Origin of the sequence: Acinetobacter sp. RF15B (assembly GCF_007558235.1) — a bacterium.
Lineage (GTDB): Bacteria > Pseudomonadota > Gammaproteobacteria > Pseudomonadales > Moraxellaceae > Acinetobacter > Acinetobacter lwoffii_C.
In genome coordinates this window covers 1-12,990 of the sequence record NZ_VLSR01000023.1, presented here as the reverse complement: position 1 = coordinate 12,990, position 12,990 = coordinate 1, and the positions used below count along the sequence as shown (strand labels likewise).

The window sequence follows — 12,990 nt, the reverse complement described above, 5'->3', positions numbered from 1 at the left end:
GCTTTAATCCTTAATTTTAAATTTATTACCGAATATTTCTTTCCAAATGTCGTTATCATCTTCTACTGATGCATAATTTGCAGTTTCCCAAGCTTGTAAGGCTATTTTGACGATTTGTTCTTTCTCTTCTATAGTTATTCGAGACGCTACATTATTTTCATGGTTAGCAGGATCAATAATTACAACAGGATCTGAAAAATATTTCTGCACCTTAGCCGAGTTCTCAGGGAAATCAATACGTTCATTTAATTCACTTTGAGCTATAAATCCTAAAAATTCTCTAAAACGTTGTTCAATATTTTGTGTTGGTCCATCACGATCTTGTAAATAAGCTAGTATCAACTCTAGATGAAAAGATTTAAGGCCCGGAGGGCACGCAAAATTTTTCCATCGTTTTGCCATACGCACTAAAGTGCGGTAATGCTTATCTGAATTTTTTCTATCACGAATAAATTGAATATGACAAGGAGCACAAGTTAGGTTTTTTTCTTTAGTTTTTAGATCATATTGCCAACCATGGTTTGGTTCTTGGGCATCTTGAATTACAGGAACTACATCTACACTCAGCCCACTTTTGACAAAAGTTACTGTAGCTGCTCTCCGTTGAATCTCAAAATCTTCAACAGCTTTAGTTGGATAAATTTTTGTGAGTAACGTGTAAATTAAGTCATTAAGATTGTCTAATGTCGAATCATCTACATTTTTATTACTGATATAAAATACAATATCTACATCGATAGGATCATCTACAGTTTTCTTCAAAATTGTATACTTTGCAAAAGAACCGGCTTTAACTACTTTTGCTATTTTTAAGTCAGAGTTTGAAGTGATATGTTTGCGTAACTCTGTTATTAAATTATCCACTTGTGCATGATATTCTGTACGTTTTTCTGAAGGTAAACGAAGTACATTACCATCATAATATTGAAGATCTGAATTTGTAAGTGACATTCTGATGTGTTTCCCCAAGTTAGTTATTAAGTGTTAAGCCATGAGTAATATAATCTGCTGTTACTGCAGCAGCTGCTTTTGCGGCTAAGTCATGAAAGCGATTGTCTTTTGTGGAATCACCAAAGTCACTAATTCCTCTAATCATTAACACGGGTTTTTTATGTAAAGCACAAGCCGCAAATACTCCTGCACCCTCCATTTCAGCAACTTCAATTTTTCCATTAAGTTCTTTTAAGGCTTTAAATTTTTCAGGATCTCGAAGAAGCTTCTCACCACTTCCAATAGTGACTGTTTTAGGCATAACACTTTTAGTTACTGGGCCAATTTCAATACTATCTGGAAGTATGATTTCTAAGGCTTCATAGCTCTTTATTAAGCGACTTTCTAAAGAACTTTTGTTAGATAAATATGTGCTAACATCCTGTCTAACTTTAAGATCTAACACTGTGCTTTTAGGCCGGTGTTCTGTAGCGCCACCTTCAATGAGAGCTGCTCCTTCGTATGCAACGACTTGTTCAGATAAAACAACTTCGCCTAAAGCACATTTTTCGCGCATTCCCGCAGCAATACCTAACATGATTACATTTTTAGGTTGTAATTCAATTAGTAATGTGGTGGTGATTGAAGAAGCATCTACATTTCCAGCGCTAGAAAAACATGCTATTGCGCAATTAGCCCGTATACCATCATTGCGAATTATTTCTGTTTTCCATACATGGAGACCCGTACTTGTAACTATAGGCTGTACACCTTCATTAATATTTAATGCTTGCCTTGCAGCTGATAATTCAATTGGTAAAGCTGTCAAGACTAATACATCTGGCGGAAGAGCTGCGTGTCTAGCTTGTTCCTCTTTATAAAAGATCGTAATAATTCTCTTTGCAATTTGAGAAAATTCTAATACAGGTTCTTCTAAAGAGAGTGCTGAAATACTTTTTACCACAGTAGAACCGGTATTTTGCAAATAAGTTTGAGGAGTATCTCTAAATTTTTTTAGCAATCCTAATGCACCATTTCCATCTTCTTTATTTGATCCGATTTGTAGATCTAAAGGCAAAATAGGCAACCCTTTTTTTACCATTTTGTGAGCTCTATCTAATACTCCTTTACCACCACCTAGTGCAATCATTGCTGTAGCATGCTCAATTTGTTCTTCACCTACATTGCTACCTGTTAAGATTTCGTCATCAATACAAATATGTTCAGCAACCCCACGAGCAATCATGCTATTTAAAAGCCGTCGCTGTTCGGAATTGGTTTTGAATTGCAACCGATCATTTGATGCAACAATCTTAAGAAAGATTTTGTTTTCTATCCCTTGAGTTAGTTCGTTTATTTTTCTAGCAATAGTCCAATCAAAAACTAAAGATTTTTGAGTTTGATTTACAGGCTCTGCTGAAAAATAACCGATAAAGCTGCCTCCAGCATTAATAACTTCTGTTACAAGAGCTTCAACAAATGAATGAGCCTTATCGATCTGGTCATCATTTGTAGTAAGAGAAATGCTACCTGCAAGGAGAATACAACTATTTGAAAGAGAAACTGGATTACTCATTCTCCCCTTACCCCCTAAAAAATATAATAATTTTTAATAGATGAAGGTTACATTAACTATTGCAAGTGTTCTTTGAAAATTTATTTAGCTTTGTAATTTTAGTATGCAAGTTGAACTGTTGAATATGCGGTATTACCACCAAGACTTTGATTGATTTCTAGTAGTACTGATTCAATTTTTGGTAAAATGCCCATGCTTTATTGCTACCATGATGAAATTTTCAGAAATCATATATGGTTATCTTCGAAACAACGATGAAAAATGATGTCTCCCCCCCATCCGCAATAAATATAGATCAATGTAGTGTTTTTAAATTAAAGGATTTATAACTTCAAATCGGCTTTGTTGCACAAATCTATCTGTAAAGGATTTTTCAGCGATATAATTTTCAAATGAAGAAGCCTACACACAAAATCTACCGCACAACCAATTGGCCCGCATATAACCGAGCACTCATGAGTCGCGGAAATATTGTCATTTGGTTTGATCCTGCTACGCAATGGTATGCTCCATCAAAAGGCAAACAAGGGCGAAATCAAACCTACTCCGACGCAGCTATCCAATGCTGCTTAATGATTAAATCCTTATTCCGTCTATCTTTACGTATGGTCACTGGCTTTGTGCAAAGTCTGATTGAACTTTGCGGATTAAATTGGACCGCACCAGATTACAGTACGCTTTGTAGAAGACAAAAGCATATTGATATTGCAATCAGCTACCAAAAAAGTAGCGATGGGCTGCATCTACTCGTAGACTCTACAGGCATGAAGTTTCTAGGTGAGGGCGAATGGAAACGCAAGAAACATGGAGCTGAATATCGTCGCCAATGGCGTAAACTACATATTGGTATAGATGCCAAAACCCTACAAATACGCGCTATTCAGCTCACAACCAATAATGTCAGTGATTCACAGGTGCTTGGTGATTTACTTAATCAGATTCCACAAGATGAGCAGATTGACTCTGTTTATACCGATGGAGCTTATGACACCAAGCAATGCCGTCAGGTCATTGCAGATCGGCAAGCACATGCGGTGATTCCACCTAGAAAAAATGCGAAACCATGGAAAGATACAAAGAGTAGCTCGCTAGAGCGAAATGAATTACTTCGAACAGTTAAACGTTTAGGCAGGACATTATGGAAAAAATGGTCAGGCTATCATCGCCGCAGTTTGGTGGAAACCAAGATGCATTGCATCAAATTATTAGGCGATAAATTAATGGCAAGAAGCTTTCCTAGTCAGGTGAATGAAATTCATGCACGTGTAGCAGTCCTCAACAGATTTACGGAATTAGGTCGACCACTTACCCAAGTTACGCCTTAAATTTGGCTCAATTAGGGGCGCTTTGCATTTCAAATCTTTGTGCAACAAAGCCGTCGCAAGTTGTACATCTGCTAAACCTTGCCAATCTGCTTTTAAATATTCAATCACCTCTGTTTTGTATAAGCCATTCACCGTTTCAGCCAAAGCATTATCATATGAATCACCAGTCGTACAGAGATGGATCTGGAAATTTGAACAACTCCTATAAGTGATACTCTGCTCCTCAAATGATGTTATAAACATCAATATATGGAGTATTTTATGGCACGTAGACCAAGAAGAAATCATTCAAACGACTTTAAGGCTAAGGTAGCACTTGCTGCGATCAAAGCAGAAAAAACACTTGCTGAATTGAGTTCTGAGTTTGATGTTCATCAAAACCAAATTATTGACTGGAAAAATAAATTGATCTCAGCTTCCTCACAAGCTTTCGATCAATCAAAAGCTCCATCAGAACCTCCCATTGATCTTAAAAAGTTACATGCAAAAATCGGTGAGCAGGCATTAGAAATTGATTTTTTAGAAGGTGTGTTGAAGAAACTGGGCCGCTTCAACCACAAAAGTTAATCGATCACTCACTTCAGATTTCAGTATCTAAACAAGCTAAGTTACTGAAAGTCTCTCGTGGTTGTTATTATTATCGCCCAAAACCTGTTAGCTCATCAGATCTGAAGCTGATGCGATGTATTGATGAATTACATATGCAATATCCTTTTGCAGGCAGTCGTATGATGCGTGATTTGTTGAATCGTCAAGGGCATCATATAGGACGACGTCATACACGTACTTTAATGAAGAAAATGGGTATTCAGGCGTTATATTGCAAACCAAATTTAAGCCAGGCTAATCAAGCTCTGAACCGTACCGGGTTTGTCGGAGACTTTTTTATTTAAGTTAGGCCACCTGACCTAACGGGTTAATCTTATCATAGTACATTGCTTCAAACTCAAAAGGCGATACATAACCCAGTGCACTGTGTACACGCTTTTTATTGAACCAATCTACCCAGTTGAGTGTCGCTAGTTGTACATCTGCTAAACCTTGCCAATCTGCTTTTAAATATTCAATCACCTCTGTTTTGTATAAGCCATTCACCGTTTCAGCCAGAGCATTATCGTATGAATCACCAGTTGTACCGACTGATGCTCGTAAATTTGCAGCTTCTAAACGATTGGTATAGCGAATAGAAAGATATTGAACACCTCTATCGGAATGATGAATCACATTCTTTGGCATGCCTCGATCGTGCAAGGCTTGCTCTAATGCATCGAGCACCATATCTGTATTCATCCGTGTCGATACTTTCCATCCAACAATTGCTCGTGAGAACACATCAATAATAAAGGCGGTATAGACCCAGCCTGAATGAGTTTGAATATACGTAAAGTCACTCACCCACAGTTGGTCAGGATGATCAGCATTAAAATTACGTTTCACTAAATCATCTGCTCTTTTTTGATCATCTCGGCTACGGGTGGTTTGTTTATTCTTACCACGCCAAACACCTTGTATACCTAGCTTCTGCATCAATCGAGCAACTGTACAACGTGCAATAATATAGCCTTCACGTTTCAATTGTTGCCAGACCTTACGCACACCATATCGACCTGAACTTTCTTTCCAAATTCGTTTAATTTGTTCAGCATGATGCTCATCATGTAGATCTCGTTTCGCTCGATGTTCTGGATTGTCCGCGAGATCTAAAGTTCGGTAATAGGTTGAAGCTGCGATCGGTAAAATCCTACAAATCGCATCAACACCATATCGATCTTTATTGTTATGGATGAAATCCACCATTATTTGTGTGGGCGGTCGAGCTCCGCCTGGGCGAAAAAAGCGGCTGCTTTACGTAGAATTTCATTGGCACGCTTTAATTCTTTAATTTCACGTTCCATTTGCTTCATTTTTTCTTGATCAGATATCTGTTGTACTTTAATAGGATTTTGCTGATCTAAATGCTTTTGATGCCAGGCACGAAGTGTTTCAGGAGTATAACCAATCTTAGGCGCAATTGCTGTGATTGCAGCCCAAGTAGAAGGATAATCTTTTTCAGATTCAATTAGTAATTGAACCGCTTTTTCTCTGATTTCAGGGGTATATTTTAATTTGGTCATCGGGGTAGTCTCTCAGAATATTGACTCTCCGACAAACCCGGTACGGTTCATTTTCACACTTTATGCAACAGAGTCGTTTTTATCCTAAGGTCCTTACCACTTGTATTCTTTACGAACATATATCTAAAAAGTGTAGCAAGTTGCTACACTTTTCGCTAGATCAACTCTTTACCAAAAATATCATTCAGTCTTTCACGAATACTATGGACGAATTCCGGATTACTTTTAAGTTTATGCTTCATATTTCGTTTAAAGTCATTCAACCCCATACCAATTTCAGCAAAATCCATTTGGAATAAAGTGTCATTAATGACAATATTTGCTTGAGAGTCAGTGAGGCATCCTACTTTTTTAAACCACTTCTTGAACTGCTGATAATTTTCATCATTATTAAAAATATACCAAGAACGTACATTCATATCGAATTTAGCCCCTAATTCTTTTACGGATGCATTGTCTTCAAATGGAACATCAAGATAGATTTTTTCAATCACTGCAAATTCATCCAGTGCCTTATCAGCAATCCGATGATGCAGTTTAAAATTCACACCTACAATTGGACGGCCTTTCTTAACGGTTTCATACTCTAACTGTAGATCTGTATTTTCGTTAATTTCTGCCACTATTTTGTCTAATACATAGCGTCTAAAATCTACCCAGCGATCATATTTGGTTTCATTAATATCAATCAGTGCTTTCAAGTTTTCTAAAAGTAATGGCACTTCATAACTCTTTTGATTGACGTACTTAAATTCGTTTTTAATGAAATAAGTATAAAGACTCATACTGGCAACAGAATCTAGGGCAAAAAGATGTTTTAGCTGATAGGTAGTAAAATTACCCCCAGCCAGTTGAGTGAAATACGGCAACACCTCACTGGTAAAACGAATCTGAATCGCATTTTTAGAATCATCTTCCCATCTTAACTCACGGATAATGGGAACGACAGAATGTACTTTTTTAGTCTTTCTCTTACCATTATCAGCTGGCTCCTCAATAATAAAATGAGCTACCCGGGATGAAAGCTCTTTATAAATCCGATCTATTGCAACATTAATTGAATTACGTTTATTTAATCCTAGTAAATCTGCCAAATCATCCTTATACAAATAAATATAAGTTTGTTCGGTAATTTCACCATCTACCCTATTTTTCTCACTATAATTCGCAACCGCCATTGCATATAAAAGTGCCTTATATTCATTGGCTGATAATTCGATTGGGCGAATTAAACGGTTACTGGTACTGACAACGCCATTATGGCGAATGTTGCCTATACAGTAAGGAATATAATTCGATTCTTCTTGCAATGGTTCAGATTCTGTCATAACCGTGATATTTATAATTTAACTTAGTTTTTATATACAAAAGTGGAAAAACTTTCAAGACTTTCACCACAATATTCTAAAAGTGGAAAGTTTGTCATCAAAAAGAAGCATTTTAGCCGATTTCCTGCACTTAAAGTGGAATTAATTATAATCTTTCCACCTCATGATGACAGACCTTCCACCTTTAGTCTCGAAATTACAGTTCAGAAGGTCTATTTTTACTTTTTTCATTCAGGTCTAGTTAGGTTAAGTCAGATAAAAACCCTGATGTGACAAGGCTTCCACCTTTTTGTTAGATTTAAAAGGTATAACTGCACATATAATCATCAGGAAATATCCAATAAAAACAGATTATCCACAGGTTAAGAAGATACAGTGACAATCTTTCCACCTTTAAAGCTTAGTTATGAGACTTTATTAACAGCTTAAATATTTGTTTTTTATATTATTTTTAAATAAAAATAGCAGTTCTAAAAATAGTAGTGACAAACCTTCCACCCTAGTGACAGACCTTCCACTTTATAGTGACAAACCTTCCACTTTATAGTGACAGACCTTCCACTTTACGGTGACAGACCTTCCACTTTATAGTGACAAACCTTCCACTTTATAGTGACAAACCTTCCACTTTTAAAGTTACAAGCATTTGTTTTATATAATAAAAATATGATCCTAATTATTAATTAGCTAAATAACTAATTATTCTAATTTTTAATTAAGCTAGCTTAGTTAAAAATTTATTTTTTAAGTTGTTTTACAGCTGAATAAATAGGATTTATAAATTTAAAAACTATAGTAAGATGAATGAAAGTTATTTATATTACTAAACATTGAAATAAGGAAGCATCTGACACGCATGTCTGCAAAAATTATTACTGTTGCTAACCATAAAGGCGGATGTGGCAAAACAACGACTGTTGTACACCTAGCCTCAGAACTTGCCAATCTGGGCTACAAAGTTTTAGTCATTGATTTAGATCCTCAAGCAAACGCAAGTTTACACATTGGGATCCAACATCCAAGCGAAATTGCTGTCACTACAGCAGAATTACTAGTGGGCGATATTTCGTTGTTGGCAGATGCATTACAAGAAGAAACGAACTTTGAAAAAGTATCATTAATTTATGGTTCCTTAAATTTAGGAAAAACTGAAGATCAACTAAAAGAAGAAGCTCCCCGTCCTTCTGAAGAGTTAAATATCAAGTTAAAACTATTAAAAGATCTTTATGATTTTATATTGATCGACTGTCCACCTAGCCTTAAATTATTAACCAGCAATGCCTTGGCATCTTCAACACATGTCGTTATCCCTATCGAATCAGGATCACAATATGGATTGTATGGGGTAACAGATCTTTTAAATCATCTTGAAAAAATCAAACGTATTAATCCAGATTTAGAGCTTTTAGGCGCTTTACTAATTAAGCATGATGAACGTCAGAATGTCTGTAAGCTGATTCGGGATGAAGCCTTGAAACAGGTAGGTAAAATTTTAGAAACCACAATTCCTCAAAGTACTAAAGTCAATCAAGCAGCGATTCTGCAACAACCACTTTTGAAAGTAGAAAAAAATTCAAAAGTACGTAAGGCTTTTGAAAGCCTTGCCAATGAAATTGTAGTGAAAATTAAAACCTGAGAGCATTATGGCAAGCACCAAAGAGCTTTTAGCTCAGAAACTGAAACAGAATACAGAAAAACATCAGCAAGCACAGAAAGACAATATTAAAGAGCCGAAAGAGTTTAGACGTAATGTCCCTATTGAGGATATCAGCCGAAGTCCAAACCAGCCGCGTAAAATATTTGAAGAGTCACAGTTAAAAGAACTGGCGGATTCTATTAATGAAATCGGCCTTTTGCAGCCCATTACAGTACGTAAACTGGATAATCTGAAATATGAACTGATTGCAGGCGAGCGACGCTTACGGGCACATCAATTACTCGGAAAGTCTGTGATTGAAGCCATTATAATTGATGCAAATAATGTAGAAGCATCTTTGTTAACCCTGGCAGAGAATTTAAAGCGTCAGGATCTGACAGATTATGAGATTTTTATTGGCTTGAACTCACTTGATGAGAAATTAAAGAAAAACAAGCAACGTTTAGCCAATTCACTGGGTTTAAATCGCGAAGATATGTACAAGTATTTAGCATACGAAAAACTGCCGCAAGCAATTTTAAATGACCTTGATGTGGAACCGGGCTTGCTAGGCCGTACTGCTGCAACTGCATTCAAAAAATTTCTATCGGATCATCTTGAACAACTCTCTGAAGCCGAAATGGCCTTACTCGGAGCTTGGGAAAAATTAAAAGACAAAAAACTCGAGCAAAGCAAAGTTACTACTTATGCTGAAAAACTATTGAGTCAGAATCCAGAAAAACTGACCACAACATCCGTGGTCAGAAAAATTGAATATGCTGGTAAGATTGCGGGGAATATCAAACTGAATCAAAAACAGCTTAAAGTTTCTCTGAATATCTCGAAAATTGACGAAGCCAGTCTTTTACAATTAGAAGATTTCTTAAAACAGCTGATTCAAAAAAGCGAAAAAGTGTAGCAAGTTGCTACACTTTTTTAGTCCCGTCAAACTAATTACATCCTCATGCATTATTGAAATTTGCTTTCTTAAGTATGCGTCTTAACATTTGGTCTTTGATAGTACTATTACTTCAGACTGAGATTAAATTCTGCCTTTCTTCTTGTGGAGTGGTTTATATTTATCCGGAAATATTATATATGTCCATATAATCACTCCCAGTTTTCACGTTTTGTATCAAAATAATCAATTCCTATCAGATTTTCCGATAGGGAAATTTATATGCTGGTGGAATATAAATAGTTTGGTGGTGTTTCAAAAAGTATGCTGCCGTTAAACAAATCCGTTATTAAGGTAAAAGAAAGTAAGCATCCGGCTAACACAGCCTTACCAAGCGATCCTATAAGCCTTAATTTAGTCCCCACCTAAAAACAAGTGGGGACTTAATCCATGAACATGGATATATATTCAGCAACACCTCCTGTTGCTAAAAAACGCAGATCATACAGCAAAGAATTCAAACTCAGTATTGTCAATGCCTGCAAAAATCCTAATACCTCGATCGCTTCGGTCGCACTGCAACATAGTATTAATGCCAACCTTGTCAGTCGTTGGATCAGGATCTTCAGCCATCATGAGGGTGCCGTGCAGGATCCTACTCATGTGAATCCAGCATTTATTGCTTTGCCTTACACTGCTGCAATCAGCCAACCTATTGATGAGAGGATCACGTTGTGTATCACCGTGCCTCATACGAATAATGATATTCAGCTAAAATGGCAGACATCAGAAATACCTGCCTTGGCAGAATTACTCAAGGCACTGGCAACATGATCCGCATTGATGAAATTTGGCTCTCTACCCAGCCCATGGACATGCGTGCAGGTATGGATACTGTCATGGCTCAGGTGGTGAGAGCCTTTGGCTACATCAAACCGCATTGCGCCTACCTGTTCTGTAATAAACGTGGTCATCGTATGAAAGTGTTGGTACATGATGGACTGGGCATCTGGCTGTGTGCCCGGCGTTTGGAACAGGGTAAATTTCACTGGGCTCAAGTTCACCAAGGTGAAACCGTGGCCCTCAGCCCGGAACAGTTACAGGCATTAATCCAAGGTTTGCCCTGGCAGAGAATTGGATTGCAGCAAGTGGTGAATATGCTCTAAACCAAGCTCGACCATTCTGCCATCCTCCAAACGTTCTATTTCATTCTCTTCATGACCTCAGGCATACTGCGGTCATGAATACGCTGCCTGACTTAAGCCAACTGACCCATGAACAACTGCTGGAATTCACCAGACAGTTGGCGATGCAGCATCAGTCTCTAGCACAATCAAACCAGCAATTAGATGCCAGAGTTCAACATCTTGAAGTCACCAATCAGCAATTAGATTCTAAAGTTCAACATCTTTCTATTCTCAATCAAAAATACGAGCATGAACTCGCACTATTTAAACAGCACAAATTCGGCAGTAAAAACGAACATCTCACTGCAAAACAAATCCATCTGTGGGATGAAGCGGTTGAAGAAGATATCGCAGCCGTTGATCTGGAATTAGAACGATTAAATGCAGATAAAACCCATGCAGCGACACAGAAAGCCACAGTCAACAAACCTAAACGTCGACCACTGCCAGATCATCTACACACCATCCGTATTGAGCATGAACCTGCATCAACCCAATGTGCTTGTGGCTGCCGACTCCGTCGTATCGGCGAAGATGTCAGTGAAAAACTGCATTTCAGACCGGCACAGTTCTATAAGGAACAGCATTTGCGTGGCAAATGGGTCTGTGATCAGTGTGACACCCTGACTCAGCAAGCGATGCCCGCCTATGTGATTGATAAAGGCATTGCTTCACCTGAACTGCTCAGCCATGTGCTGGTATCGAAATATGCCGATCATTTACCGCTGTACCGTCAACGTCTGATCTATCAGCGGGCGGGAATCGAACTTTCTAGATCAACTTTATCTGACTGGATAGGTCGCTGCGGTGTAGAACTGGAACCTCTGGCCAATGCCTTAAAAGAGGTGGTACTACAACAGCAGGTGCTGCATGCAGATGAAACACCGGTCACCATCATGCGGATGGGTGAGAATAATAAAAAACCGAAGAAAGGTTATGTCTGGGCCTATGCCACCACACAGTACAATCCAGTTCAGGCGGTGATCTATGACTTTCAGGATAGTCGTTCAGGCCAGCATGCTGAAGAGTTGTTAGCGGCAATGTAAAAATGACCCCCCAACAGCATTTGAAAATTGACCCCCTTGGTTAATATAGTGGTCTTTTTGGACTGCTCAACATGTTAACTTTGGAGCAAGCAGTGACAATCCAAATACTTCATCAACAAGGTCAATCTATTAAGGCAATTAGCCGCGAACTCGGTATTTCTAGAAATACTGTGTGTAAATATTTACGATCTCAAGTAACACCTAAATATCAACGAACACAATCTAAAGTGAGTATTCTTGAGCCTTATAAACCGTATTTAATCAAACGAGAGATGGCTCCGGAAATTTGAACAACTCCTATAAGTGATACTCTGCTCCTCAAATGATGTTATAAACATCAATATATGGAGTATTTTATGGCACGTAGACCAAGAAGAAATCATTCAAACGACTTTAAGGCTAAGGTAGCACTTGCTGCGATCAAAGCAGAAAAAACACTTGCTGAATTGAGTTCTGAGTTTGATGTTCATCAAAACCAAATTATTGACTGGAAAAATAAATTGATCTCAGCTTCCTCACAAGCTTTCGATCAATCAAAAGCTCCATCAGAACCTCCCATTGATCTTAAAAAGTTACATGCAAAAATCGGTGAGCAGGCATTAGAAATTGATTTTTTAGAAGGTGTGTTGAAGAAACTGGGCCGCTTCAACCACAAAAGTTAATCGATCACTCACTTCAGATTTCAGTATCTAAACAAGCTAAGTTACTGAAAGTCTCTCGTGGTTGTTATTATTATCGCCCAAAACCTGTTAGCTCATCAGATCTGAAGCTGATGCGATGTATTGATGAATTACATATGCAATATCCTTTTGCAGGCAGTCGTATGATGCGTGATTTGTTGAATCGTCAAGGGCATCATATAGGACGACGTCATACACGTACTTTAATGAAGAAAATGGGTATTCAGGCGTTATATTGCAAACCAAATTTAAGCCAGGCTAATCAAGCTC

9 protein-coding genes, 5 pseudogenes and 1 other annotated feature are annotated in these 12,990 nt (G+C 37.8%); of the genes and pseudogenes, 9 read left to right on the top strand and 5 right to left on the bottom strand.

The features are described 5' to 3' along the window. Positions 1 to 3 precede the first annotated feature (3 nt). Both E2K74_RS12870 and E2K74_RS12865 read right to left on the bottom strand, forming a co-directional pair. Positions 4 to 951 carry a CBASS oligonucleotide cyclase gene (locus tag E2K74_RS12870; RefSeq protein WP_151208075.1) on the bottom strand — a complete coding sequence of 316 codons (948 nt, stop codon included), beginning with the start codon at positions 949 to 951 and terminating at the stop codon, positions 4 to 6. Between the two features lie 19 nt (positions 952 to 970). Then, positions 971 to 2,506, bottom strand: a complete 1,536-nt coding sequence (locus E2K74_RS12865) for a 5'-methylthioadenosine/S-adenosylhomocysteine nucleosidase (RefSeq protein WP_151208073.1) — start codon at positions 2,504 to 2,506, stop codon at positions 971 to 973. 392 nt (positions 2,507 to 2,898) lie between these two features. On the opposite strand from E2K74_RS12865, the gene E2K74_RS12860 reads away from it, so the two are divergent. After that, positions 2,899 to 3,831 carry an IS5-like element IS17 family transposase gene (locus E2K74_RS12860; RefSeq protein WP_151208071.1) on the top strand — a complete coding sequence of 311 codons (933 nt, stop codon included), beginning with the start codon at positions 2,899 to 2,901 and terminating at the stop codon, positions 3,829 to 3,831. Here E2K74_RS12860 and E2K74_RS14905 read toward each other — a convergent pair. Then, positions 3,799 to 4,005, bottom strand: a pseudogene (locus E2K74_RS14905) (hypothetical protein); the annotation flags it as partial. The gene E2K74_RS12860 and the pseudogene E2K74_RS14905 sit on opposite strands and share 33 nt — an antisense overlap. Positions 4,006 to 4,080: 75 nt before the next feature. Here E2K74_RS14905 and E2K74_RS12850 point away from each other — a divergent pair. Beyond that, positions 4,081 to 4,685: pseudogene (locus tag E2K74_RS12850) on the top strand (IS3 family transposase); the annotation flags it as partial. 40 nt (positions 4,686 to 4,725) lie between these two features. Here the strand turns inward: E2K74_RS12850 and E2K74_RS12845 are convergent. After that, positions 4,726 to 5,945, bottom strand: a protein-coding gene (locus E2K74_RS12845; protein WP_104425813.1) for an IS3 family transposase whose coding sequence is annotated in 2 segments (ribosomal slippage) — positions 4,726 to 5,669 and positions 5,669 to 5,945 — 1,221 coding nt in all. Because the reading frame shifts where the segments join, the coding sequence is not laid out codon by codon here. Beyond that, positions 5,554 to 5,670: a sequence feature (AL1L pseudoknot), on the bottom strand. It overlaps the preceding gene by 117 nt. A 155-nt stretch (positions 5,946 to 6,100) precedes the next feature. Beyond that, a complete protein-coding gene (locus tag E2K74_RS12835) occupies positions 6,101 to 7,273 on the bottom strand; it encodes a replication initiation protein (protein ID WP_150378260.1) in 1,173 nt (390 codons plus the stop codon). A gap of 856 nt (positions 7,274 to 8,129) precedes the next feature. Here E2K74_RS12835 and E2K74_RS12830 point away from each other — a divergent pair. The 7 genes and pseudogenes from E2K74_RS12830 to E2K74_RS12800 form a co-directional block, all read left to right on the top strand. Beyond that, positions 8,130 to 8,909, top strand: coding sequence for a ParA family protein (locus E2K74_RS12830; RefSeq protein WP_150378261.1), 780 nt, complete (start codon positions 8,130 to 8,132; stop codon positions 8,907 to 8,909). A 7-nt stretch (positions 8,910 to 8,916) separates the two neighbouring features. Then, positions 8,917 to 9,828 (top strand): ParB/RepB/Spo0J family partition protein, encoded by a 912-nt coding sequence (locus E2K74_RS12825; RefSeq protein ID WP_150378262.1) that lies wholly within the window; start codon positions 8,917 to 8,919, stop codon positions 9,826 to 9,828. A gap of 429 nt (positions 9,829 to 10,257) precedes the next feature. Next, positions 10,258 to 10,641, top strand: a complete 384-nt coding sequence (locus tag E2K74_RS12820) for a transposase (RefSeq protein WP_151208067.1) — start codon at positions 10,258 to 10,260, stop codon at positions 10,639 to 10,641. Next, a complete protein-coding gene (gene tnpB / locus E2K74_RS12815; RefSeq protein ID WP_004730490.1) occupies positions 10,638 to 10,973 on the top strand; it encodes an IS66 family insertion sequence element accessory protein TnpB in 336 nt (111 codons plus the stop codon). The genes E2K74_RS12820 and tnpB overlap by 4 nt, the downstream gene beginning before the upstream one ends. 74 nt (positions 10,974 to 11,047) lie before the next feature. After that, positions 11,048 to 12,028: pseudogene (tnpC, locus tag E2K74_RS12810) on the top strand (IS66 family transposase); the annotation flags it as partial. A gap of 83 nt (positions 12,029 to 12,111) precedes the next feature. After that, positions 12,112 to 12,324, top strand: a pseudogene (locus tag E2K74_RS12805) (helix-turn-helix domain-containing protein); the annotation flags it as partial. A 60-nt stretch (positions 12,325 to 12,384) separates the two neighbouring features. After that, positions 12,385 to 12,990, top strand: a pseudogene (locus E2K74_RS12800) (IS3 family transposase); the annotation flags it as partial.

Coding starts and splice junctions, on each gene's coding strand:
- E2K74_RS12870 (WP_151208075.1), bottom strand. CDS start 951: ATGTCACTTACAAATTCAGATCTTCAATATTATGATGGTAATGTACTT.
- E2K74_RS12865 (WP_151208073.1), bottom strand. CDS start 2,506: ATGAGTAATCCAGTTTCTCTTTCAAATAGTTGTATTCTCCTTGCAGGT.
- E2K74_RS12860 (WP_151208071.1), top strand. CDS start 2,899: ATGAAGAAGCCTACACACAAAATCTACCGCACAACCAATTGGCCCGCA.
- E2K74_RS12835 (WP_150378260.1), bottom strand. CDS start 7,273: ATGACAGAATCTGAACCATTGCAAGAAGAATCGAATTATATTCCTTAC.
- E2K74_RS12830 (WP_150378261.1), top strand. CDS start 8,130: ATGTCTGCAAAAATTATTACTGTTGCTAACCATAAAGGCGGATGTGGC.
- E2K74_RS12825 (WP_150378262.1), top strand. CDS start 8,917: ATGGCAAGCACCAAAGAGCTTTTAGCTCAGAAACTGAAACAGAATACA.
- E2K74_RS12820 (WP_151208067.1), top strand. CDS start 10,258: ATGAACATGGATATATATTCAGCAACACCTCCTGTTGCTAAAAAACGC.
- tnpB (WP_004730490.1), top strand. CDS start 10,638: ATGATCCGCATTGATGAAATTTGGCTCTCTACCCAGCCCATGGACATG.